At 67.6% G+C, this 23,381-nt stretch carries 22 protein-coding genes; 9 read left to right on the top strand and 13 right to left on the bottom strand.

What is annotated here, in order from left to right:
• Nucleotides 1-58 precede the first annotated feature (58 nt).
• Complete coding sequence (locus K320_RS0108415; protein WP_024538395.1) at nt 59-784, top strand: zf-TFIIB domain-containing protein; 726 nt, start codon at nt 59-61, stop codon at nt 782-784.
• Nucleotides 785-793: 9 nt separating this feature from the next.
• Here the strand turns inward: K320_RS0108415 and K320_RS0108410 are convergent, their stop codons facing one another.
• The 9 genes from K320_RS0108410 to argS all read right to left on the bottom strand — a co-directional run bounded on the left by K320_RS0108410 (nt 794) and on the right by argS (nt 10,029).
• On the bottom strand, nt 794-2,080 hold the full coding sequence (locus K320_RS0108410; protein ID WP_024538394.1) for a solute carrier family 23 protein: 1,287 nt from the start codon (nt 2,078-2,080) through the stop codon (nt 794-796).
• Between the two features lie 115 nt (nt 2,081-2,195).
• Nucleotides 2,196-2,636 carry a PIN domain-containing protein gene (locus K320_RS0108405; protein WP_029695956.1) on the bottom strand — a complete coding sequence of 147 codons (441 nt, stop codon included), beginning with the start codon at nt 2,634-2,636 and terminating at the stop codon, nt 2,196-2,198.
• A complete protein-coding gene (locus K320_RS0108400) occupies nt 2,620-3,873 on the bottom strand; it encodes a THUMP domain-containing class I SAM-dependent RNA methyltransferase (RefSeq protein WP_024538392.1) in 1,254 nt (417 codons plus the stop codon). Before K320_RS0108400 ends, K320_RS0108405 begins: the two co-directional genes overlap by 17 nt.
• An 11-nt stretch (nt 3,874-3,884) precedes the next feature.
• A complete protein-coding gene (locus K320_RS0108395; RefSeq protein ID WP_024538391.1) occupies nt 3,885-5,426 on the bottom strand; it encodes an RNA polymerase factor sigma-54 in 1,542 nt (513 codons plus the stop codon).
• 4 nt (nt 5,427-5,430) lie between these two features.
• Complete coding sequence (gene lptB, locus K320_RS0108390; protein ID WP_024538390.1) at nt 5,431-6,198, bottom strand: LPS export ABC transporter ATP-binding protein; 768 nt, start codon at nt 6,196-6,198, stop codon at nt 5,431-5,433.
• Complete coding sequence (gene lptA / locus K320_RS0108385) at nt 6,195-6,842, bottom strand: lipopolysaccharide transport periplasmic protein LptA (protein WP_024538389.1); 648 nt, start codon at nt 6,840-6,842, stop codon at nt 6,195-6,197. The genes lptB and lptA overlap by 4 nt, the downstream gene beginning before the upstream one ends.
• Before the next feature lie 135 nt (nt 6,843-6,977).
• The gene (locus K320_RS0108380; protein WP_024538388.1) at nt 6,978-7,628 is read right to left on the bottom strand and encodes a thiol:disulfide interchange protein DsbA/DsbL; all 651 of its coding nucleotides are present in this window, start codon (nt 7,626-7,628) and stop codon (nt 6,978-6,980) included.
• Nucleotides 7,629-7,687: 59 nt separating this feature from the next.
• Nucleotides 7,688-8,347, bottom strand: coding sequence for an SPOR domain-containing protein (locus K320_RS0108375; protein ID WP_024538387.1), 660 nt, complete (start codon nt 8,345-8,347; stop codon nt 7,688-7,690).
• A gap of 2 nt (nt 8,348-8,349) precedes the next feature.
• The gene (gene argS / locus K320_RS0108370) at nt 8,350-10,029 is read right to left on the bottom strand and encodes an arginine--tRNA ligase (protein ID WP_024538386.1); all 1,680 of its coding nucleotides are present in this window, start codon (nt 10,027-10,029) and stop codon (nt 8,350-8,352) included.
• A 122-nt stretch (nt 10,030-10,151) separates the two neighbouring features.
• Between argS and K320_RS0108365 the strand changes: the two genes are divergently transcribed.
• Nucleotides 10,152-10,472: a PsiF family protein gene (locus tag K320_RS0108365; RefSeq protein WP_024538385.1), complete on the top strand. Its 321-nt coding sequence runs from the start codon at nt 10,152-10,154 to the stop codon at nt 10,470-10,472.
• A gap of 41 nt (nt 10,473-10,513) precedes the next feature.
• On the opposite strand, the gene K320_RS0108360 is transcribed toward K320_RS0108365, so the two are convergent.
• Together K320_RS0108360 and K320_RS0108355 are read right to left on the bottom strand one after the other, a co-directional pair.
• Nucleotides 10,514-10,969 (bottom strand): DUF2214 family protein, encoded by a 456-nt coding sequence (locus tag K320_RS0108360; protein ID WP_024538384.1) that lies wholly within the window; start codon nt 10,967-10,969, stop codon nt 10,514-10,516.
• Nucleotides 10,966-11,943 carry a LysR family transcriptional regulator gene (locus tag K320_RS0108355; RefSeq protein ID WP_024538383.1) on the bottom strand — a complete coding sequence of 326 codons (978 nt, stop codon included), beginning with the start codon at nt 11,941-11,943 and terminating at the stop codon, nt 10,966-10,968. Before K320_RS0108355 ends, K320_RS0108360 begins: the two co-directional genes overlap by 4 nt.
• A gap of 209 nt (nt 11,944-12,152) precedes the next feature.
• Between K320_RS0108355 and K320_RS0108350 the strand changes: the two genes are divergently transcribed.
• From K320_RS0108350 to K320_RS0108340, 3 genes are all read left to right on the top strand, one after another.
• A complete protein-coding gene (locus tag K320_RS0108350; protein WP_024538382.1) occupies nt 12,153-14,360 on the top strand; it encodes a malate synthase G in 2,208 nt (735 codons plus the stop codon).
• Nucleotides 14,361-14,691: 331 nt separating this feature from the next.
• On the top strand, nt 14,692-16,410 hold the full coding sequence (locus K320_RS0108345) for a tannase/feruloyl esterase family alpha/beta hydrolase (protein ID WP_084301209.1): 1,719 nt from the start codon (nt 14,692-14,694) through the stop codon (nt 16,408-16,410).
• Between the two features lie 343 nt (nt 16,411-16,753).
• The gene (locus tag K320_RS0108340; protein WP_024538380.1) at nt 16,754-17,644 is read left to right on the top strand and encodes an AbrB/MazE/SpoVT family DNA-binding domain-containing protein; all 891 of its coding nucleotides are present in this window, start codon (nt 16,754-16,756) and stop codon (nt 17,642-17,644) included.
• A 93-nt stretch (nt 17,645-17,737) separates the two neighbouring features.
• Here the strand turns inward: K320_RS0108340 and K320_RS0108335 are convergent, their stop codons facing one another.
• Nucleotides 17,738-18,847 carry an SGNH/GDSL hydrolase family protein gene (locus tag K320_RS0108335; protein WP_024538379.1) on the bottom strand — a complete coding sequence of 370 codons (1,110 nt, stop codon included), beginning with the start codon at nt 18,845-18,847 and terminating at the stop codon, nt 17,738-17,740.
• Nucleotides 18,848-18,925: 78 nt separating this feature from the next.
• A complete protein-coding gene (gene dacB / locus K320_RS0108330) occupies nt 18,926-20,356 on the bottom strand; it encodes a D-alanyl-D-alanine carboxypeptidase/D-alanyl-D-alanine endopeptidase (RefSeq protein WP_024538378.1) in 1,431 nt (476 codons plus the stop codon).
• Nucleotides 20,357-20,390: 34 nt separating this feature from the next.
• Here dacB and tsaB point away from each other — a divergent pair, with 34 nt between their 5' ends.
• From tsaB to corA, 4 genes are all read left to right on the top strand, one after another.
• Nucleotides 20,391-21,092, top strand: coding sequence for a tRNA (adenosine(37)-N6)-threonylcarbamoyltransferase complex dimerization subunit type 1 TsaB (tsaB, locus tag K320_RS0108325; RefSeq protein WP_024538377.1), 702 nt, complete (start codon nt 20,391-20,393; stop codon nt 21,090-21,092).
• A complete protein-coding gene (gene rimI / locus K320_RS0108320; protein WP_024538376.1) occupies nt 21,089-21,553 on the top strand; it encodes a ribosomal protein S18-alanine N-acetyltransferase in 465 nt (154 codons plus the stop codon). The genes tsaB and rimI overlap by 4 nt, the downstream gene beginning before the upstream one ends.
• Nucleotides 21,550-22,242 (top strand): uracil-DNA glycosylase family protein, encoded by a 693-nt coding sequence (locus tag K320_RS0108315; protein ID WP_245593847.1) that lies wholly within the window; start codon nt 21,550-21,552, stop codon nt 22,240-22,242. Before rimI ends, K320_RS0108315 begins: the two co-directional genes overlap by 4 nt.
• Nucleotides 22,243-22,388: 146 nt before the next feature.
• Nucleotides 22,389-23,375 carry a magnesium/cobalt transporter CorA gene (corA, locus tag K320_RS0108310; RefSeq protein ID WP_024538374.1) on the top strand — a complete coding sequence of 329 codons (987 nt, stop codon included), beginning with the start codon at nt 22,389-22,391 and terminating at the stop codon, nt 23,373-23,375.
• The last annotated feature ends 6 nt before the right edge of the window (nt 23,376-23,381 follow it).

Raw genomic sequence — 23,381 nt, 5'->3', positions numbered from 1 at the left:
GCCGGAGCAATAGTGAGGGTGGCAGATCTGCGCTGTCACCCCTGCGTATCATCGCCTGATGCCGCTTGCCTGCCCCTCCTGCCGCCAGCCCATGCACAGCCGCCAGTTCGCCGCACGCGAGGGCGGTTTCATTGAACTCGATCTGTGCTTTGCCTGTCAGGGCCTGTGGTTCGATCCGCACGAGAACACGCGCCTGGCACCGCAGGCGGTGCTGGAGCTGTTTGAGCTGCTGCACGACCACCGGGGCGATACCGCCCATCCGCTGGCCACCCGGTTGCGCTGCACGCGCTGCACGCGCGAACTGGCGCGCGGCTTTGACGTGGCGCAGGGCGGGCGTTATGTCACCTGGCGCTGCGCGCAGCGCCACGGGCGGTTTTCCACCTTCGGCTCGTTCATGGTCGAGAAGGGTTTTGTGCGCCACCTCACGGCGCAGGAGATCACCGCGCTGGCCGCGCGCGTCGATACCGTGCGCTGCACCGGCTGCGGCGGGCCCATAGACATTCGCAAACAGGACAGCTGCCCCTGGTGCCATTCAGCGATTTCGCTGCTGGACGCCAAAGCCGTGGACCAGGCGCTGGAGCGGCACAGCGCCGAGGCCGTCAAAACCGCGCAGGCGCATACGCCGGACGGGCTGGCCGATGCCCTGGTGGCGCTGGAGCGCCAGCGCATGAACGAGCAGCGCGAGCGCCAGCGGGAACAGGCTTCGAGCTGGAGCAGCGGGGGCGGCGATGTGGATTTGCTCGGTGCTGGGCTCGATTTGCTCTGGGGTATGTTCAAACGTTGACCCGGCGAGCTATCGCCTGGGCTGCAGCACCGCGTTCAGCAGGATCGCGCCAAAGGTTGCGGTGCCAATGCCGCCCAGCGCGAAGTCGCCGAACTTGAGCGTGAACTCGCCCGTGCCCAGCACCAGCGGAATCGCGGCGACGATGAGATTGTGCGGCTGCGAAAAGTCCACCTTGTTGTCCACCCAGATCTTGGCGCCGGTGATCGCGATCAGGCCGAACACGACGATGGAGACGCCGCCCATCACCGGCAGCGGAATCGCCTGGATCAGCGCGCCGAACTTGGGCGAGAAGCCCAGCAGCAGCGCCACCAGCGCGGCCACGAGGAACACGGCGGTGGAGTAGATGCGCGTGGCCGCCATCACGCCGATGTTCTCGGCGTAGGTCGTCACGCCGGTGCCGCCGCCCGCGCCGCTCACCATGGTGGCGATGCCGTCGCCGATGAAGGCGCGGCCCAGGTACGGGTCCAGGTTCTTGCCGGTCATCGCGGTCACGGCCTTCAGGTGCCCGAGGTTCTCGGCCACCAGGATGATGACCACCGGCACGATCAGCACCATGGCCGCCCCGCTGAACACCGGCGCGTGGAACTGCGGCAGGCCGATCCACGGTGCGGCGGCGATGCCCGAGACATCGAACGGCTTGCCCAGCCCCATGCCGTTGGTGAGGATGGCGTAGAGCACCGTGGCGATCAAGAGACCCACGACGATCAACAGGCGCTGCACCATGCCCTTGGTGAACACCGCCACGCCTGCCACGCATACAAAGGTGAGCGCCTGCATCCAGCTCTCGAAGTTGTTGGCCGCCATGTTCTTGACCGGGATGCCCGCCAGGTTCAGGCCGATCACCGCGACGACGGCGCCGGTGACCACGGGCGGCATGAAGCGCTCGATCCAGCCGGTGCCTATCGCGTGCACGATGACGCCTATCGCCACGTACACCGCGCCGCAGGCGATGATGCCGCCCAGCGCCACGCCGATGTTGGCGTTGAGCCCCTTGCCGGCGTAGGCGGTGGCGGCGATCACCACGCCGATGAAGGCGAACGACGAGCCGAGGTAGCTCGGCACCTTGCCGCCGGTGACGAGAAAGAAGATCAGCGTGCCTATGCCGCTCATGAGCACCGCCAGGTTGGGGTCGAACCCCATCAGAATCGGCGCCAGCACGGTGGAGCCGAACATGGCGATCACGTGCTGAATGCCCATCAGGCCGGTTTCCTTCCACGGCAGGCGCTCGTCGGGCGCTATCACGCCGCCGCCCGCGAGCACCGCGGTAGGCATCTCCTTCCAGCTGAACAACCCCATTGTTTTCTCCTTGTGTTGGTGGGTGGCGCGATGGTAGAGGGTTTGCCGTGCCCGTGGTGAATTTTTGATCAAACAGGGCTGTAGCGCTTGATGGGCAAGCGCTGGCAGCTATTGTTTATAGAGTAACGGCGATCCCCTGCGCGACACGCACGCCCAGCGGCGCCAGCCGCTTTTTCAGCCGCAGCACCGCCTTGTCCCTGGACAGCAGCAGCGCGCGCTGCTGTACCGCCAGATCGATGAATTTCTGGTCATCGGGGTCACTGCAGCGCGGCTGGGCCGCGGGCGCCTCATCCATCAGCGTGGCATGGGCGTCGAATTGCGCGATCACCGCTTCGGCGCTGCGTCCGGTGCGCGTGAGCCATGCGGCAATGGCCGGGTAGCGCAGCACGCGCGCGAGCTCTTCGCGCATGGCGGCGGTGGCGCACCAGCGCCGGCGCGCCGCCTGCAGCTCAGTGCGCAGCGCGCCGGCGCATGGCGCGTCAAAGACGAAGAGATCGAGCACGATATTGGTGTCGATCACCCATGCCGCGGCCGCAGCGTCAGCTGGCGTCGGCATGGACCGGGGGTTGGGGGCCGCGCGCGCTGCCCGCCACCATGTCAAAGCGCAGCAGGCGGCATTCGATGGGGCCGTTGAACAGCGGCACGCGCCGCGTGGCCTTCAGGCGCATCACGCCCGGCAGCTCGCGGTCGGGCGAGAGGATCCAGGCCTGCCAGCCGGCGTAATGGCGCTTCCAGTGGCTGGCAAGCTGGCGGAAGAATTCCTCGCTGCTGCCCGCCTGCGCGCTCTCGCGGCCGATGCGCGCCTCCTGCGCCCGCTCGCGCTGGCGCTGGCCGGCGGCACCGGCCGCGGTGATGCGCTCGCCATAGGGCGGGTTGAGCAGCATCACGCCCGGCGGCTCGCAGGGCGGCATGCGCTCCAGCGCGTCGCCGCCGCGCAGTTGCACGGCCGCGGCCACGCCCGCGCGCTCGGCGTTGCGCCGGGCAAAGTCCACCATGCGGTGCGAAACATCACTGCCAAAAATGGGTGCAACGCTTGTCTGGACTGCGGATGCAGCTTCATCTTTGATAGTTTTCCAGGCGGCCTTGTCGTGCGCCAGCAGGTGCTCGAAGGCAAAGCGGCGCTTCAAACCCGGCGCGATGCGGCAGGCGATCTGCGCGGCCTCGATCACCACCGTGCCGCTGCCGCAGCAGGGGTCGTACAGCGGCAGGCCGGCTGCTGGCGTCCAGCCGCTGGCGGCGATCATCGCGGCGGCCAGGGTTTCCTTGAGCGGTGCGTCGCCCTTGTCCTCGCGCCAGCCGCGCTTGAACAGCGGCTCGCCCGAGGTGTCGATGGAGAGCAGCGCATCGGCCTCGGTCAGGTGCAGGTGGATGCGCACCTGCGGGTGGTGCGTGTCCACGTCGGGGCGCTGGCCGGCGCGTTCGCGAAAGCGGTCGGCCACGGCATCCTTCACGCGCAGCGCGGCGAAGTTCAGGCTCTTGAGCGGGCTCTTGTGCGCGGTCACCTCGATGCGGAAGGTCTGGCGCGGCGTGAACCAGTCTTCCCAGCGCTGCGCCTGCGCCAGCGCGTAGAGGTCGTCCTCGCCGCGGTAGGGGGCATGCGCCAGCTGCACCAGCACGCGCTGCGCCAGGCGGCTGTGCAGGTTGAGCTGCATGACGGCGCGCCAGGGGGCGCTCAGCTGCACGCCCGCGCGGTGCGCCGTTGCCGCGTTGCTGCCGGTGATGGCGCGCACCTCGTCGGCCAGAAAACCCTCGACGCCGGCGGCGCAGGGCAGAAAGAGCTGAAAGGCCGACATGGCTATCCGTTTTATAGCTGTTTGCGCAGGCTGGCTGGCGCGATCTTGAGTTGTTCGCGGTATTTGGCGACGGTGCGCCGCGCGCAGGCGATGCCCTGCTCCTTGAGCATCTCGGCGAGCTGGCTGTCCGACAGCGGCTTGGCCGGGTCTTCGGCGGCGATGAACTGGCGCAGCAGCGCGCGCACCGCGGTGCTGGAGGCGCTGCCGCCCGCGTCCGTGCCCAGGCCCGAGCCGAAGAAATACTTGAGCTCGTAAGTGCCCTGCGGCGTGGCCATGAATTTTCCGTTGGTCACGCGCGAGATGGTCGATTCGTGCATGCCCAGCTCGTCGGCGATCTCGCGCAGCACCAGCGGGCGCATGGCCAGGTCGCCGTGGATGAAGAAGGCTTTCTGCTGCTCGACGATGGCGCGCGCGGTGCGCAGGATGGTGTCGAAGCGCTGCTCGATGTTCTTGATGAACCAGCGTGCCTCGGTCAGGCGCGCCTGCAGCTGCGGGTGGCCGTCCTCCTTGCGGTGCTGGCGCAGCGCCTGGGCATAGACGTCGTGCACGCGCAGGCGCGGCATCACCTCGGGGTTGAGCTGCACGTCCAGGCGCAGCTCGCCGCCCTGCAGGCGCCGGCGCACGATCACGTCCGGAATGATGATGTTGCGCTCCACCTCGGCAAAGCGCCGCCCGGGCCGCGGCTCCAGGCGTGCGATCAGCGCCATCGCGGCGCGCGTTTCTTCCTCGTTGGCGTTGCAGGCCTGCGCGAGACGGCGCACGTCGCGGCGCGCCAGCCATTCCAGCGGCTGCCTGCAGATCACCTGCGCAGCGCAGAGCACGGCGGGCGGCTGTGCTTCGCTCAGCCCCAGGGCACGCACCTGCAACTGCAGGCATTCGGCCAGATCGCGCGCACCGACGCCGGTGGGCTCCAGGCTTTGCAGCAGCTTGAGCGCAATGCCGAACTGCTCGACCACTTCCTGCACGCGTTCGAGGTCGCCGCTGCCCACCAGACCCTCGGCGAGCGACTGCAGCGAATCCTCCAGGTAGCCGTCGTCGTTCAGCGAATCGATCAGGAAGGACAGCGCGGCCCGCTCCTCGCGCGTGAGGCGCAGCGCCAGCGCCTGGCGGTGCAGGTGATCGGCCAGGGTCTCGTGCGCGCTCTCCCGGTTGCCGACGGCATCGTCGTCGGTGTCCGGCGCGGGGCCGGCGCCGGGCGCCTCGGCGCTCCAGGGGCTGTCGCCGCTGGCAGCGTCGACAACATCGTCGCCATCCCAGTCGCTGTCGCTTTTGGTGCTGTTTTCGGCTCTTTCGCTTGCCGGACTTGCGTCGAATGCTTCTGATATGGGAGCAATTTCGCTGCGCTCGAGCTTGCGCTCCGGCGCCGCAGGCGACTGCGCCTCGCCAGCGGGCTCGTCGCTGGCGAGCTCCAGGAAGGGGTTGTCGACCAGCATGTCCTGCACTTCCTGCGCCAGCTCCAGCGTCGACAGCTGCAGCAGGCGGATGGACTGCTGCAGCTGCGGCGTCAGCGCCAGGTGCTGCGAGACGCCCAGGGACAGGCCGACCTTTGCCATCGCCCTACATCCGGAAATGCTCGCCGAGGTAGACGCGGCGCACCTCGGCGTTGTCCACGATCTCGGACGGCGTGCCGCGCGCCAGCACCCGGCCTTCGCTGATGATGCAGGCGTGGTCGCAGATGCCCAGGGTCTCGCGCACGTTGTGGTCGGTGATGAGCACGCCGATGCCGCGCTCCTTCAGGAAGCCGATGATGCGCTGGATCTCGATCACCGCGATCGGATCGATGCCGGCGAAGGGCTCATCGAGCAGGATGAAGCGCGGCTGCGTGGCCAGCGCGCGCGCGATCTCCACGCGCCGGCGCTCGCCGCCCGAGAGCGCCATGGCGCGCGCATCGCGCAGGTGCTCGACGTGCAGGTCCGCCAGCAGCGCGGTCAGGCGGCGCTCGATCTCCGCGCCCGCCAGCGGCTTGCCGTTGTCGCCGCGCTGCAGCTCCAGCACCGCGCGCACGTTTTCCTGCACGCTGAGCTTGCGGAAAATCGAGGCCTCCTGCGGCAGGTAGGAAAGCCCCAGCTGCGAGCGCCGGTGAATCGGCATGTGCGTCACGTCGCGCCCGTCGATGCCGATGCTGCCGCCGTCCACCCGCACCAGGCCGACGATCATGTAGAACGACGTGGTCTTGCCCGCGCCGTTGGGCCCCAGCAGCCCGACCACCTCGCCTTCGGGCACCTGCAGCGACACGTCCTGCACCACGGTGCGCCCGGCGTAGCTCTTTTTCAGATGCTCGACGCGCAGCAGGCTGGCGCCCGCGGGAGGGATGGTGCTGCTCATGGCGCCTGGCGCGGCGCGGGCGCCAGCTCCGGGCTCGCGCGCAAAGCGGGTGTTTCAGCGGTCGGGGCGCCGGGCTGCGCGGGCTTTTCCTTGGGTGCCAGCGTGGCGCGCACGCGCTGGTCGCCGCCGGCGCCCGTCTGCCCTGGCTTGCGCGGCGCGCCATCGACGGTGAAGATGTCGGTGGCGTTGTTGTAGGTGATGAGCGCGCCGCTGATGTCGTCGCTCAGCACGCCGGCGCGCAGGCGGCGCAGCTCGGCGCGCTGCTTGAGCTTGACGAGCTCGGTGCGTCCGTCCCAGTCAATGGTTTCGGCCTCGCCCTCGATGAATTCCTCGGGCGCGCCCTTGGGGGTGTCGCGCTTCTGGCGGAAGTAGGCGCGCTGGCCGGGCGCCGCGGTGACGATGCCGCTCTGGTGGCCCTGTCCGTCCTCCTGCACCTGCACCCTGGCGCCGCGCAGCACGATGCTGCCCTTGGTGATGACCACGTTGCCGGTGAAGACGCTGGTGAGCTTGGCATCGTCGCGCACCAGGCTGTCGGCCTCGATGTGCATCGGCTGGTCGCGGTCGGTCTTTTCCGCATGCGCCGCGCTGCCGGTGGCAAGCACCAGCACACTGGCGAGCAGCAGCAGGGGGTGGCGATGGGTCATGGCGCGGTACGAGGCACGGTTCTTGCAATCGATTGTAGCCACCGCCCCGCGCCTGCATGGGAAGCGCGCCACCCGGTCAGCCATGAAAAAGCGCGCCCGGGAGCGCGCTTTGGCACGGCGGATCGGTGCGCGCTTTTAGGCCTTGCGCTCCTTCTGCACCAGGAAATCCACCGTCTGCAGCACGACCGGCATGCTGCCGGCGAGCGTGCCGTCGGTATAGAAGCGCCCGGCCACGCCCATCGAAGGCACGCCTTCCACGTTGTACGCCGCCTGCAGCTGCGTCGCCTTGCGCACCTGGTTGGCCACGGTGAAGGAGTTGTAGGCCTCCTTGAACTTGGCGCCGTCCAGCCCCTGCTTGACCACCCAGTCGAAGATCTGGGCGTCCTTGTTCAGCGGCAGGCGCTCGACGTGGATCGCGCGGAACACCTTGGCGTGCAGCTCCTTGACCTTGTCCATGCTCTCCAGCGCGAAGTAGAGCTTCTGCTCCGGCACGAAGCTGGCGTTGAAGGCCACCGGCATGCGGCGAAAGAACACGTCCCTGGGCAGGGCGGCCATCCATTGCGAGAGCGCAGGCTCGAACGCGTTGCAGTGCGGGCAGCTGTACCAGAAGAATTCGATGACTTCGATCTGCCCCTTGGGCGCTTCGGTCATCGCCGGTTTCTTGAGCTCCAGGTATTCGATGCCCTCTTCGAACTTGCCGTCCTTGGCCCGCGCCGCCAGCGGCAGGCCGACGGTGCCGGCAGCCAGTGCCGAGCCGACAGAGAGGGAAAAGTCGCGACGTTTCATGCCGTGGAGCTCCGGAGAAGGGGAAAGAACAGGTCTGACGCGGTCGGCAGCGAAAAGGTTCACTGGCCGACGCGCACCAGGATGGAGGCGATGCCCGCGCCGTCGAGCTTGCCCTTGAGCTGCTCGGCGTCGTCGCGCCGTGCAAACGGGCCGATGCGCACGCGGTAGACCGCGCGGCCGCTTTGCTGGCCTTCGCTCACGCGCGCTTCCCAGCCCAGCATGGCCAGTTGCGCGCGCTGGGCGTCGGCCTCGTCGGGCGCGCGAAAGGCGCCGGCCTGGATGAAATAGTTGTAGGCGCCGGCCGCCGCGGGGACTGGCGCGCCGGGCGCGGCCGCCGCCGTGGTGGTGCCTGCGCCTTGTGCCCTGGCGCGTGCCAGGTCGCCCAGCGGGTCGGTGCCGGCGGCGGGTGCCGGCGTTGCCGCTGCGCCGCCAGCGTCCCCGGCAACGGCGGGTGGCTGCGGGCTGGCCGCCGTGCCTGCCGCGGCGCTGGTGGGCGCCGGCGTGACGGCGCCATTGCTGCTCAGGCTGGCGTTGGGGTTCCAGTTCTTGTTGCGTTCGGCGTCCCTGGCATCCTGGTCGGCCAGGCGGCTGCTGCCGTTCATGAACGGCACGGGCACCTTGTTGACGTAGGCGGCGACCGCCAGCGCAATCCCCAGGCCGATCACCACGCCCAGGATCAGGCCTGCCAATGTGCCTCCGCCTTGCCTTTTCTTCGCCATGTTCACATCCGTTGAGGGGCCGAGACGCCGAGCAGCGCCAGGCCGTTTTCCAGCACCTGGCGGGTGGCGGCCACCAGCGCCAGACGCGCCTGTTTTATCGCGTCATCATCCACCAGAATGCGCTCGGCATCGTAGTAACTATGGTAACTGGCGGCGAGCTCGCGCAGGTAGAAGGTCACGTCGTGCGGCGCGTTGCCGCCGGCGGCCGAAGCCAGCATGTCGGGGTACCTGGCCAGCTGCAGCATCAGCGCCTGTGCCGCGGGCGTATCCAGCGGTGACAGATCGGTGTCCGCGAGCCGGGCCACGTCATGGTCCTCGCGCCAGCCGCGCAGCACCGAGCAGATGCGCGCGTGCGCGTACTGCACGTAATACACCGGGTTGTCGTTGTTCTGCGCGATCGCCAGATCGACGTCGAAGGTGTATTCGGTATCGGGCTTGCGGCTGAGCAGAAAGAAGCGCACCGCGTCCTTGCTGGTCCACTCGATCAGGTCGCGCAGCGTCACGTAGCTGCCCGCGCGCTTGCTGATCTTGACCTCTTCGCCGCCGCGCACCACGCGCACCATGGTGTGCAGCACGTAATCCGGGTAGCCCTGGGGGATGCCGACATCGGCCGCCTGCAGCCCGGCGCGCACGCGCGCGATGGTGCCGTGGTGGTCGGTGCCCTGGATGTTCACCGCCTTGGTGTAGCCGCGCTGGAATTTCTGGATGTGGTAGGCGACGTCGGGTACGAAGTAGGTGTAGTGGCCGTCGCTTTTCCTCATCACGCGGTCCTTGTCGTCGCCGTAGTCGGTGCTCCTGAGCCAGAGCGCGCCGTCTTTTTCATACGTCTTGCCGTTGGCGATCAGGCGCTGCACGGTGGCTTCGACATGGCCGCTCGTGTACAGGCTGGATTCGAGGTAGTACTCGTCAAACCGCAAATTGAAGGCCTGCAGGTCCTTGTCCTGCTCGTTGCGCAGGTAGGCGACGGCGAACTGGCGCACATTGTCGTAATCGCCCACGTCGCCGTTGGCCGTGAATGCCCGGTCGTCGGCCCGCACCGTGCTTTTGGCGAGGAAGGCGTCGGCGATGTCCTGGATGTAGTCGCCGTTGTAGGCGGCTTCGGGCCAGGCGGCGTCGCCGGGCTTGACGCCCTGCGCGCGCAGCTGCGTGCTTTTGGTGAGGGTGTCGATCTGCACGCCCGCATCGTTGTAATAGAACTCGCGGTGCACGCTCCAGCCTTGCGTGGCGTAGAGGTTGCAGATGGCGTCGCCCAGCGCCGCCTGGCGCCCGTGGCCCACGTGCAGCGGCCCGGTGGGGTTGGCCGAGACGAACTCGACGAGGATTTTTTCGTCGCGCGGCGCCCGCCAGCCGAAGCGCTCCTTGCCGGCGAGGATTTCGCGCACCACCTGCTGCTTGGCGGCGGGCTTGAGGCGGATGTTGAGAAAGCCCGGCCCGGCGATGGCTATCGCCTCCACCCACTGCCGGCCGGCGGGGGTGGCGAGCAACGCGGTTTGCAATTGCTCTCCCAGCTGGCGCGGGTTGGTCTTGAGCGCCTTGGCCAGCTGCATCGCCGCGGTGCAGGCCCAGTCGCCATGCGCCGCCACCTTGGGCGATTCAAAGGCGGCGCGTGCGCCCGCACCGGGAGAGAGCTTTTCCAGTTCGGCGGCCAGCGCCGCGAGCAGTTCTTGTTTGACGCTGAGCATAAGAGGGGCGATTTTACGGGCCGCCCTGACAACGCAAGGGCGCGGCGCGGCGTTATGCTGCGTGGCCCGCTGCGCGATGCGACGCGGCAGGCGTTTTACATCCCTTGTTGAAGGAGATACGCATGAAAAAATGGCTCGCCTTGCTGGCTGCCGCCGGCTGTGCCCTGTCCCTGGCTGTCCATGCCGCCGATGCGCCCGCCAAGGCCCCGACGGCGCAGCAGCAGAAGATGACCGCGTGCAACGCCGAGGCCAAGACCAAGGCGCTCAAGGGCGATGAGCGCAAGGCCTTCATGAAGGAATGCCTGAGCGCCAAGAAGGCCGCGCCTGCCACGCAGCAGGACAAGATGAAAACCTGCAACGCCGATGCCAAGACCAAGAACCTGGCCGGCGATGCGCGCAAGACTTTCATGAAGGAGTGCCTGAGCGGAGCCAAGGCGGGCTGATGCCTGCATGACGCCTGCATGACGCCGCGCAAGCGGCGTCATCAGCGCGTGAACACCCCGCGCGCGAGAAACACCGCCAGCAGCACCACCACCACCATCAGGTGCGCGGCCCACATCACGAGCATGCGGGTCTTCTTGAGCTCGTCTGCGCCGGGCAGCGCGCCATCGGCCTCCAGCCGGCTGCGCCAGCCGCGGTAGCGCCTGGCTGCCATGAAAAGCAGCACCGCCATCGCCACCAGCAGCGCGATCTTGGCGTGCAGCAGGTGCTGCGACCAGTACCAGCCCGCGCCCTTCACGCCCCAGAGGGTGCGCGCCACGCCCGTCGCCAGCACGATCAGCGCCGACAGCAGGCTCAGCGCGTTCATGCGCACCAGGCGGCGCACCACGGCGGGGTTCATCCAGTCAAAGCGGCACAGCGCGGTCTCGGCCGTCATGAAGGTGGCCAGCATGATGAAGGCCATGGTGTGGGCCCAGGCCAGCAGGCTTTCGAGAATCACGATGCAGCGTCCTTGTTGAAACCGTCCGGCTGAGTATCGCCGGGGCGCGAAAGTCCCCTCGACCAGAAGGCTGGCTCGGCATAGCGCGCGCGCAGAAAATCCATCCACAGCCGCACGCGCAGCGGCAGGTGCTTGCGCTGCGGCAGCAGCAGGTAGATGCCGTTGGGCGGCGCGGCAAAGTCTTCCAGCACCGCGACCAGGCGCCCCTGGGCAATCTCGGCTTCCACCTCCCAGGTGGAGCGCCAGGCGATGCCGAAACCCGCCAGGCACCAGTCGTGCAGCACCTGCCCGTCCGAGCAATCGAGCGGGCCGGCGGGCTTGATATGCACCGTCTCGCGGCTGCCATCCGCACGGCGTACGGAAAACGGCCAGCCGCGCATCTGCGAGGCATCGCTGGACAAGGCCAGGCACTCGTGCTGCGCCAGCGCGCCGGGCTCGGTGGGCGTGCCGTGGCGCGCGAGGTAGCCGGGCGTGGCCACGCACTGGCGGCGGTTGTCGGCCAGGCGCACGCTCACCAGCGACGAATCGGGCAGATCGCCCACGCGCACGCCGCAGTCGTAGCCCTCGGCGGTGAGGTCTATGACGCGGTCCGAGAGGTTCAGCGAGATCGTGACATCCGGGTGCAGCGCGCGAAATGGCGGCACCAGCGGCGCGACATGCCGCCGCCCGAACCCCGCCGGCGCGGTGATGCGCAAATGGCCCGTGGCCTTCACGCCGCCGGCCGAGACGCTGGCCTCGGCATGCGCGACGTCGGCGAGCAGGCGCTGGCAATCCTCCAGAAACGCGCTGCCCTCGTGCGTGAGCGTGATGCGCCGCGTGGTGCGCACCAGCAGCTTCACGCCCAGGTGTTCCTCCAGCGCATCCAGGCGCCGCCCCATGATGGCCGGGGCCACGCCTTCGGCCCGCGCCGCCGCCGTGAGGCTGCCGCGCGTGGCGACCGAAACAAAGGAGGCGTAGGCCTTGAATTTATCCATCAAAAATGGCTGCAGCGCGCTTTCACTATGCGCTTGCAGCTATGGAGACTATAGGAAATTTCACAACTGCGACGGCTATTTTTGCAAAAAAGTCATAGGTACATCCCAAATTCGCTTATTTATCTCCAGAAATATTTGTAATACAGTCCCATTCACTTATCCAGGCCGGACGACTGTCCCGGCATCTCCATCGTTTTCAGGGGTTTTCCATGACCGCACGTACCCGCATCCACGGCCTGCAGGTGGCCGACGAGCTCTACCGATTCATCAACACCGAGGTGCTGCCCGGCACCGGTGTGGCGCAGGAGGCCTTCTGGGAGGGCTTTGATGCGCTCGTCGCCGATCTGGCGCCCAAGAACGCCGCGCTGCTGGCCGAGCGCGAGCGCCTGCAGACCGAGCTTGACACCTGGTACAAGGCCAATCCGGGCCCGGTGCGCGACATGGTGGCGTACCGCAAATTTCTGGAGACGATTGGCTATCTGGTGCCCTCGCCCCAGGGCGTGCAGGCGACGACGACGAACGTCGATGCGGAGCTCGCCATCCAGGCCGGCCCGCAGCTCGTGGTGCCGATTCTCAACGCCCGCTATGCGCTCAACGCGGCCAATGCGCGCTGGGGCTCGCTCTACGACGCGCTCTACGGTACCGACGTGATTGGCGAAGAAGGCGGCGCCGAAAAGGGCAAGGGCTACAACCCGGCGCGCGGCGCCAAGGTGATTGCGTACGCGCGCAACTTCCTCGACCAGGCCGCGCCGCTGGCGAGCGGCTCGCACAAGGACGCGACCGGCTACAAAGTGGAGGGCGGCACGCTCGTGGTGCAGCTGGCAAGCGGGGCCACGGGCCTCAAGAACCCGGCGCAGTTCGTCGGCCACCAGGGCGATGCGGCAGCGCCGTCGGGGGTGCTGCTGGTGAACAACGGCATTCACGTGGACATCCGCATCGACCGCGGCACGGCCATCGGCAAGAGCGATGCCGCGGGCGTGGCCGACGTAGTGGTGGAGGCCGCGCTCTCGACCATTCTTGACCTGGAAGACTCGATTGCCGCGGTGGACGCCGAAGACAAGGTGCTGGGCTACCGCAACTGGCTGGGCATCCTGCGCGGCTCGCTCACCGAAACCTTCGACAAGGGCGGCAAGCAGCTCACGCGCGGCCTGAACCCGGATCGCCGCTACACCGGCGCCAATGGCAAGGAAGTCGTGCTGCCCGGGCGCTCGCTGCTCTTCGTGCGCAACGTCGGCCACCTGATGACCAACCCGGCCATTCTCTGGGGCGCCGAGGGCAAGGAGATTCCCGAGGGCATTCTGGATGCTGTCGTCACCACCACCATCGCGCTGCACGACTTGAAGGGCCTGGGCGGCGCCAACGGCATCCGCAACTCGCGCACCGGCAGCGTCTACATCGTCAAGCCCAAGATGCACGGCCCGGCGGAAGTCGGCTTCGCCAGCGAAATCTTCGCCCGCGTCGAGCAGGTGCTGGGCCTGAAAGAGAGCACCGTCAAGCTCGGCATCATGGACGAGGAGCGGCGCACCAGCGTCAACCTCAAGGCCTGCATCGCCGCCGCGCCGAGCCGCATCGCCTTCATCAACACCGGCTTCCTCGATCGCACCGGCGACGAGATGCACACCTCCATGCACGCCGGCCCCATGATCCGCAAGGGCGAGATGAAGACCAGCGCCTGGATTGCGGCATACGAGAAGAACAACGTGCTCGTGGGCCTCGGCATGGGCCTGCGTGGCAAGGCGCAGATCGGCAAGGGCATGTGGGCCATGCCCGACCTGATGCGCGCCATGATCGAGCAGAAGATAGCCCACCCCAAGGCCGGTGCCAACACCGCCTGGGTGCCCAGTCCCACGGCCGCCACGCTGCACGCGCTGCACTACCACCAGGTGAACGTCGCCGCGATTCAGCAGGAGCTGGAAAGGACCAGCGCCGACGCTGAGCGCGACAACCTGCTCACCGGCCTGCTCACGGTGCCGGTCTCCAGCAACCCGAACTGGAGCCATGAGGAAAAGCAGCAGGAACTGGACAACAACATCCAGGGCATCCTGGGCTACGTGGTGCGCTGGGTCGATCAGGGCGTGGGGTGCTCGAAGGTGCCCGACATCCACGACATCGGCCTGATGGAAGACCGCGCCACGCTGCGCATCTCCAGCCAGCATGTGGCCAACTGGCTGCTGCATGGGGTGGTGACCGAAGGCCAGGTGCGCGCGACGTTTGAGCGCATGTCCGCCAAGGTCGATCAGCAGAACGCGGGCGATCCACTGTACGAGCGCATGCACGACCGCTACACCGAATCCATGGCCTACCAGGCCGCCTGCGATCTGGTGTTCAAGGGCCTCACGCAGCCCAGCGGCTACACCGAGCCGCTGCTGCACGCCTGGCGTCAGAAGCGCAAGGCGGCGCAGAACGCGCGTCGCTAAACGCTCGTAAAGCGGGGCGGAAGCTGGCAGCGGTCGCCGGCAAACGATGAGAGCTGCATTTGGTTTTGTACCAAGTCCGGCTCTTTTCTTTTTTGCCTGCACTCTTCCATGGTGGTTGCCAGCGCGTGGCACTGCCGACCACAAGGCGGGGTTGCCGTGCGCACACCGCCATTCGCACGCGCACTTGCCCCGCTGCTCGGCGCGCAGCCGAGTAAGGGATTGCACCAATATCAAGCCGTCAATTGATTATTCAAAATAATTAATGGCGCATGGCTTGGTTGCCACTTCTTACCGGACTCGCGCCACCGGAACCTCTCTCTGGAGACAAATGATGGCGTTGAGGAATTCCTTGAAAATCGCGGCGACGACCGCGTTCGCAGCCGGCACCCTGGTGCTGCTGTCCGGCTGCGGTGGCGGCGATGACAGCGGTCAGCCAAGCTTGCCGCAGTTGCCTGCGGCAACGGGCGCCGCGCTGCGCTCCTGCAGCGACCTGGTCACCAAGCTTGCCTTTGCGAACACCCAGATTGCATCGGCCGAAACGGTGGCAGCCGGCACCCTGACGGTGGCGGGCCAACCAATTGCCGAGCACTGTCTGGTGAAGGGTTCCATGGCTCAGCGTACCAGCGCCGTGGATGGCAAGTCCTATGCCATCGGCTTTGAAATCCGCCTTCCGGACCATTGGAATGGCCGCTTCTTCTACCAGGCCAACGGAGGCATCGATGGCAGCATCACTACGGCTACCGGGGGTGTTGGCGGCGGTGGGGCACTGAACAACGCACTCAACATGGGGTTTGCCGTGCTCAGCTCGGATGCCGGCCACACCGGATCGATGGGCCCCTTCTTCGGTATTGACCCACAGGCCCGACTCGACTATGGCTATCAGGCCGTCGCCAAATTGACGCCGATGGCCAAGAGCGCCATCCAGACCGCCTACGGCAAGGGGCCCGACCGTTCGTACTTTGGCGGTTGTTCCAATGGGGGCCGGCACACCATGGTTGCTGCCGCGCGTTATGCCGATCAATACGATGGATTCTTGGTGGGCGATCCCGGCTTCCGGCTGCCATTGGCCGCGATCGCTAACATCGCCGGGGCTCAGAAATATGCTGCGCTCGCTACCGATCCCAAGGACTTGTCAACCGGATTCACAGCCACCGAACGCGTGCTGGTGTCGAATGCCGTGCTCAGCAAATGCGACGCGCTCGACGGTGCAGCCGATGGCCTGATTCAGGACACCGCCGCTTGCCAGGTCGCTTTCAACTTGGCTCGCGATGTACCCACCTGCACTGGCGCGCGCGACGGCAGTTGCCTGACGGTCGAGCAGAAAGCCTCGATTGGTCAGCTTTTTTCCGGCGCCACGACGAGCACCGGCACCAAGTTCTACAGCAGCTTTCCTTTTGACGCTGGACTGGTGCCCAACGGCTGGGCGGGTTGGAAATTCAACAATTCACTCAACCTCGACTCCGGCGCCGTCGGCTTGATCTGGCAAGCGCCGCCAGAAGATCCGACGACCTTCAACGGGCCGAATTTCACGTTGATGGGCAATATCGACACCATGCTCGCCAAGGTCAACGCCACCAACGCCGTCTACACCGAAAGCGCGATGTCGTTCATGGCCCCGCCTCACCCGACCGACCTGTCAGTGCTGAAAAACCGCGGGGCCAAGATGATGATCTACCACGGCACCAGCGACCCGATTTTTTCCAGCAACGATACGGCCGCGTGGTATGACGCTTTGCGCGGTGCCAACGACGGCGACGCCTCCAACTTCGCTCGCTACTACCAGGTCCCAGGTATGAACCACTGCTCCGGCGGCCCAGCGACCGACCAGTTCGATATGTTGACGCCGCTCGTCGCCTGGGTCGAAAAAGGCCAGGTCCCCAGCGACGTGATAGCGAGAGCACGGGGCGCCGGCAATCTGGGCGGCGCCAATGCCGATCTGCCAGTCAGTTGGTCAGCAAGCCGTACGCGACCCCTGTGCGTTTACCCGAAAGTTGCTCGCTACAACGGCACCGGTGATATCGAGTCCGCAGCCAGCTTCAGTTGTCGTTGAAGTGGTTGTTCCATCAAAAACCAAGTGACGTCCATGCACTACGGTAGCGCCCACACCCAACCACCGATCAGCGCATCGAGTGCCGGGCGCGCCGCGATAGCGTTGAGGTGGTTTATCAACGCTACCGATGCGTGGCGATGGCCCTTGGCGCCGTGTATGCAGCCCGCAATCCGCAGGGACGACAGCGGCTCGGGCACGCCTGGCGCCAGAGGCGCAAGGCGGCGCAGAAGAAGGCTTGATCGCTTTCGTTTGAATAGCTGGCAGCGCTGACCAGGTCTGCGTAAAAGGCGGATTTGGCTGGTATCTTGCTACCATGGCTCTCTGAGAAAAAAAGGAGAGGGCCATGAACCGGTTTTTCAATCTGCCCGTGGTCGGCGCGGTGGCGCTGTTGACCATCCTTGGCGCCGTGGCGCTCGGCTGGCTGTGGCTGCGCGGCGGCAGGATTGAGCCTCTGCCCCTGGCCGCGCTGCTCGCCAGCGGTGTGCCTGTTGTCCTGCCGCTGGCAGCGGCGCTGCTCTTCCAGGGCGACGACCGCGCCCAGTGGGCCATTGCGCTTTGGGCCATCACCCTGTTCGCCTCCATGCTGCCTGGCGCCTACCTGCTCAATGGTGGCGCGGGCGGGCCGGGCGGGCAATGGCGTTTTCTGCTGGGCTACGGCCTGCTGTGGCTGCTGCTCCTCGTGGGCTACGCGCTGTGGCTCGCGCCCTGGGCCGCGCGTGTGCCGCCGGTGCCGGGTGCCCTGCCGGTGGCCGAACACCGTCTGCGCCAGCGCGTGCTCTCGCTGGCGCAGACGGCGCCCGCAATCGAGGTCGAGCCCTCGATGACCGAACCCGCGCAGATGACCGTGACCCGGCACTTTCGCGGCGGCAGACGCAGCATCGCCGTGCGGCTGGCCTTCGCCGCCGAGCGGCATTGCGTGCTGGCGCGCGAGATGTCGCTGGTGCGTGGCGACCGGCCGATGGATGCGGACGAAGCGCAGATGCGCCAAGGCATCCAGCCGCGCGACGGAACGCACCCGGACGCTTCCATGGTCTTCGGCGCCAGCCTGGCCGTGACGCTGCCCAGCGCGGCCGCGCGGCAGGCGCTGGGCCTGCGCATCGCGGGCGACCAGGTCGAACTCGGCGAGGCCGACGGCGACCCTGCCCAACTGCCACACCTCCTGGCCGAACTGGTCCGCCAATCGGGGTGGACCTGGCAGGGGGTGTTTTTCAACGGGCAGCGGGGGTGCCGCTGATGGACTCTTGATTCAATAGCTGGCAGCGCTTGCCAGACAAGGGGAAAAGCCGGTTTTTATCCAAAATCAAAACCGGCTTTCCCGTGGGGTGCTTCAGAGCAGCTTGCGCACCGTGTCGGCCATCAGCTCATGGCCGCGCGGCGTGGGGTGGAAGGAATCGGAGAACAGCCAGGTCTTCCACCAGTTGGCGCCGCCCGTGGCGCCGGCGGGTGGCGTCTGTGCCGACAGGGCCGCCGCGGTGCAGGTCGGGAAATCGTACGCCGGCAGGCCCGTGCCGTCCTGGCCGACCACCGGGCATGCGGGAGTGCCGGTATTGGTGAGGCCGAAATCCGCGGGCTTGGCCACCAGGGCCTTGAGCGTGCCGTCGAAATCGGCCACGCGCACGACCTTGCTGTCCTTGAAGCTGGCGGCCAGTGTCGCGTTGAAGGCCTGCACCCAGGCGCCGAACACCTGCTTGAGCTGCGCCGCCACTTCGGGGCCCTGCTGCTGCGCGATCGCGGCCAGCACGAAGCCGAACTGCGGCGTGAGCGTCACGTCGGGCACGTTGAGCACCACCACGCGCGGCGCGCCCTTGTCCGTCACGTTCGTCTTGATGGTGCCGGCAAACTGCGTCGCCAGCGCCTGCATGTACAGGCCGCCGGCCTGCGCCATGCCGGTCTGGCCCTGGGCCAGCAGGGCCTGCACGGTGGCCGGGTCCAGCAGGGTGGTCAGCATGCCGGCGAAGCTGGCGCCCTTGTCGCCCGCCGCCGCGAGGAAGGCCTTGATCAGGTCCGCGGCATCGTTGCCGCCGCCGTCGATCAGCACGATGTCGTTCTTGTCAAACCCCGCCGCGCCCATCACCTTGAGCTGCTGGGTGATCGAAACCGGCGAGGCGGGGTCTTTCAGATTGCTGATGCGCCCGCCGCCGATGGCGTAGTTGCTGCACTTGTCGTTGGTGTTGAACGTGGTGGCGCTGGTGGCCACGTAGTGCGGGCACAGGCTGGAGAAATTCTCGCTGGCGATGATTTCAGGCCAGATGGGCGTGGAACCCGCGCCGGTGGGCGCGCTGCCCTGCACCGTGAATTTGTAGCCGAAGGTGCCGCTGTCGGCCAGGCTGTCGCCTGCCACCTTGACCGGATGGACGATATCGATACTGCCGCCGCCGCAGGCAGCCAGCAGGATGGCGGCTGCCGCTGCAGCGATCCATTGCATCTTGCGTTTCATGAAGGTCTCCTTTGAATGTCAGATCGGGGTTGCCGGTGGCATTCTAGAGACGTCCATGTAAGGACATCCCTAGAAAACTCACCGGTCCGCCCAGGTCCAGTCCACCAGCGCATCCAGCGCCGCGCGCGCCGCCACCGCATTGGGGTGGTTGACGAACGCCACCAGCACATAGCGCCGGCCGCTGGCGCCATGCACCACCCCGGCGATAGCCGCCACGTCGCGCAGCGTGCCGGTCTTCAGGTGCGCCGTGCCCTGCGCGCGGCCCTTGCGGCGGCGCAGCGTGCCGTCTATGCCCGAGATCGGCAGCGACGACAGCAGCTCCGGCATCACCGGCGATTCCCAGGCCTGCTGCAGCAGGCGCGCCAGCGCCCGCGCGCTGATGCGGCCCTCGCGGCTCAGGCCCGCGCCGTTGTCCATCACCAGCTCCGCCGTCGATCCGCCATGCGCGGCCCACCATTGCTCCAGCACCGCATGCGCGCTCTGCAGGCTGCCGCTGCCGCTTTCCTGCAGCCCCAGTGTCAGCAGCAACTGCTGCGCCATCACGTTGTTGCTGAATTTGTTGATGTCGCGGATCACCTCGGTGAGCGATGGCGAGGTGGTGACGAAGGCGGGCGCGAGGCCCTGCGGCACCGGCCCATCGCGCACCTGCCCCGAGAGCTGGCCGCCCAGCTGCTGCCACATGCCCGCGATGGCGCGGGCGGCGAAGCGCTGCGGCTCCGCCGGCGCCACGGACCAGCGCTTTTCGCCGCAGGCCAGCGGGTAGCTGCCCGCGAGGGCGATGCGCCCGGGTTGCGCAAAGTCGGCCTGGAGCCCTGCGCGCCAGTCGCCGCAGGCCGTGCCCTGCGGCGCCAGCGGCACCGAGGCGGGCAGCTGCATGGCGGCCAGCGGGGGTTCGAACGCGAGGTGCGCCACGCCGGCGGCGGCATCGGGGATGAAGTCCAGCGTGAGCGCATTGAAGTTCACCAGCAGCGCATCCGGCGCCACGTTGTAGGGCCGCCAGGGCTCGCCATCGAACTCGCCCGCGTCGCGCGCCGGCACGGCAAAGCCGCTGCGGTCCAGCACGATGTCGCCCTGGATGCTGCGCAGGCCCTGGCCCTGCAGGCGGCGCAGCATCAGCCACAGGCGCTCCGCCACGAGCTTGGGATCACCCACGCCCTGGATGTGCACGTTGCCGCGCAGCACGCCGCCCGCCACCGGCCCGTCGATGAACACCGGCGTCTGCCAGGTAAAAGCCGGGCCCAGCAGTTCGAGGGCGGCATAGGTGGTGACCAGCTTCATCACCGACGCAGGGTTGCGCGCCACGTCCGGCTGCCAGGCCAGGCGCGGCGGCTGCCCGTCGGCGGGCAGGACGACGGCGGACAGCGCCTCTTGCGGCACCTTGGCGCGTTGCAGCGCGGCCTGCACCGTGGCGGGCAAACCGGGAGCCGCCTTCTGCGCGTAGGCGGCGCTGATCCAGCAGGCGCTCAGAAGCAGGCAAAGGAGGAAACGGGTGGGGCAGATGCGCGGCATGCTTGCGAGTCTATGACGGGATAATTGCGCCACCATGCACCTGCTTGCCTTTGATACCAGCACCGAGCACCTGTCCATCGCGGTGAAGGGGGATGGCCGCGTGTTCACCCATGCGGGTGCGGGCGGCGCGCAGGCTTCGCACACGCTGATCCCCGCCATCCTTGCGCTGCTGCGGGAGGCGGGCACGGCATTGGATGATCTTGATGCGATCGTCTTCGGCCAGGGTCCGGGCTCTTTCACCGGCCTGCGCACGGCCTGCGCGGTGGCGCAGGGCCTGGCGTTTGGCGCGCGCGGCGGCGCGGGTCTGCCGGTGCTGCCCGTGCCCACGCTGCTGGCGGTGGCGGAAGAGGCGCGCGCCGCGCAGGGCTGCATGCAGGTGCTTGCCACGCTGGATGCGCGCATGGACGAGGTCTACACCGCGGCCTGCATCTGGAACGCCGCGCGGCAGCGCTGGGCGCTTGCGGGCGAGGTGCAATTGCTGGCGCCCGAGGCCGTGCAGGTGCCCGCCGGATGGACACTGGCCGGCAACGCCGCGGCCGTGTATGGCGCGCGTCTTGCGCCCGAGGCCACGCGGGTGGCCGCGCTGCCCACCGCCGCCGCGTTGCTGCGCCTGGCGCCTGCGCTGCTGGCCGCGGGCGCGGCGGTGGCAGCCGACGCGGCGCTGCCGCTGTACGTGCGCGACAAGGTGGCGCAGACCACGGCCGAGCGCGCGGCACTGAAGGGACAGGCGGCATGAGCGCGGTGCTGCAGCCCGAAGCCGGCTTTGAGCCGCTGGCGCTCAGGCATCTGGATGCGCTGATGGCAATCGAGCTGCAGGCCTACCCCGAGCCCTGGAGCCGTGGCAATTTTCTCGATTCGATCAACACCGGCTACCAGTGCCAGGCGCTGGTGGCGGGCGGCGAGCTGCTGGGCTATTTCGTCGTGATGATGGGCGTGGCCGAGGCACATCTGCTCAACCTCACGGTGGCGCCTGACCATCAGCACCAGGGCTGGGCGCGCGTGATGCTCGACGCCATCGCGCTCTGGGCGCGTGGCCGGGGCGCGCAGTCGCTGTGGCTGGAGGTGCGCGTGGGCAACCACCGTGCGCGCGGCATCTACACCGCCGGCGGCTTTCGCAGCGTGGGCGTGCGCCGGGGCTACTACCCGGTGCAGGGCGGCGGGCGTGAGGACGCCATCGTGATGTGCCTGACGCTATGAAACTTGATACCCGCCAGCGCGCCATGCTTGCCGAAATGGGCGTGCGGGTGTGGCAGCCCGAAGACCCCGCAGCCGCCCCGGCAGGCGTCGCCGCCGCGCCGACTCCGGTGCAGGAGCCACCTGCCCCGCCGCCCGCCCCCCTGCGGCGTCAGGCAGCCGCGCCCGTTGCTGTGCCCGTGCCTGCACCCGCTGCTGCCGCACCGGTTGCCAGCACCGCGGTGGTCTGGCAGATGGATGCCCCTCAGCCGATGTACCCCGAGGCGCCGCCGGCCGCCGCGCCCGCCTGGCTGGTGCTGCTGGAAACGCCGACGCCCGACGACCCCCGCGCCGGCGAGGCGGGGGACTTGCTGCTCAACATGCTGCGCGCCATGCGCGTCGCGGACAATCCCAATGTCTTCATCGCACCGGTGCGCCGCGCGCCGGCGCGGGATGGGCAGGATGCACTGGCCCAGGCGCTGGCGCAGACGCGGCCGGTGGTGGTGCTGGCGCTGGGTCTGGGCGCGGCCCGCGCGCTGCTGGGCGGCAACGAACCGCTGGGGCGTTTGCGCGGGGCCGGGCACCGCCTGCCGGACGGCACGCCGTTGGTCGTCAGCTATGCGCCCGCCGATCTGCTGCGCCAGACAGCGGCCAAGCGTGATGCCTGGGCCGACCTGCAGCGCGCCATGGCGATCGCGGATGCGATGCGATAATCACCCGTTCAATCATCAGGAGACAGCTCCGTGGAAGCCAGCCCCAGTTGCCGGCTTTCGGCCTCCCGGCCCGGGTAATGCGGCGAAGGGGTGCCGAAAGCGCCCCATCACCACCGCAGCACACCACTTCAGGGAGAGCGTGAGCCATGCTCAACATCTTTTCGCTGGTCAACGGCCGGCTGGTTCAGGAAGAAATCGAATCGCTTGACGAGCTCGCGCGGTTCAAGCCGATCTGGGTCGATCTCGAATCGCCCACGCGCGAGGAAAAGCGCTGGGTGGCGCAGCATTACGGCCTGTCGATTCCCGAAGACGCGATGGACGACGACATCGAGGAGTCCGCGCGCTTCTACGAGGAAGACAACGGCGAGCTGCACATCAGGAGCGACTTCCTCATCGATGACGACGATGACCCGCGCTCGGTGCGCGTGGCCTTCATCCTGAACCAGCACAACGCCGAGCTCAGGAGCTGCGGCGTGCTGTTCTCGATCCACCAGGAAGACATTCCGGTGTTCCGCCTGGTGCGCATGCGCGCGCGCCGCGCGCCCGGCCTGATCGCCGACGCCAAGGAGGCGCTGCTCAACCTCTTCGACACCGACGTGGAGTACTCCGCCGATACGCTGGAAGGCATCTACGACGAGCTGAAAAAGGTCAGCACCCAGGTGCTGGAAGGCCAGATGACGGACACGCACGCGCAGCAGGTGCTGGCCGACATCGCATGGGAGGAAGACCTGAACGGCCGCATCCGCCGCAACATGCTCGACACCCGCCGCGCGGTGAGCTTCATGATGCGCAGCCGCATGCTCAATGCCGAACAGTTCGAGGATGCGCGCCAGATTTTGCGCGACATCGAATCGCTGGACAGCCACACGCAGTTTCTCTTCGACAAGATCAACTTCCTGATGGATGCGACGGTCGGTTTCCTGAACATCAACCAGAACAAGATCATCAAGATCTTCTCGGTGGCCAGCGTCGCGCTGCTGCCGCCGACCTTGATCGCCAGCGTCTACGGCATGAACTTCAAGCTCATGCCGGAGCTGGAATGGGAGCATGGCTACCTGTACGCCGTCGTGCTCATGGTTGCCAGTGCCCTGGTGCCGATGTTCTACTTCCGCAAGCGCGGCTGGCTGGCCTGAGCGTGG

It is taken from the genome of Comamonas badia DSM 17552 (genome assembly GCF_000484635.1).
In the GTDB taxonomy this organism is placed as follows: Bacteria; Pseudomonadota; Gammaproteobacteria; order Burkholderiales; family Burkholderiaceae_C; genus Comamonas_C; species Comamonas_C badia.
The sequence above is the reverse complement of the archived record's forward strand: the minus strand, read 5'-3'. Positions and strand labels throughout refer to the sequence as shown.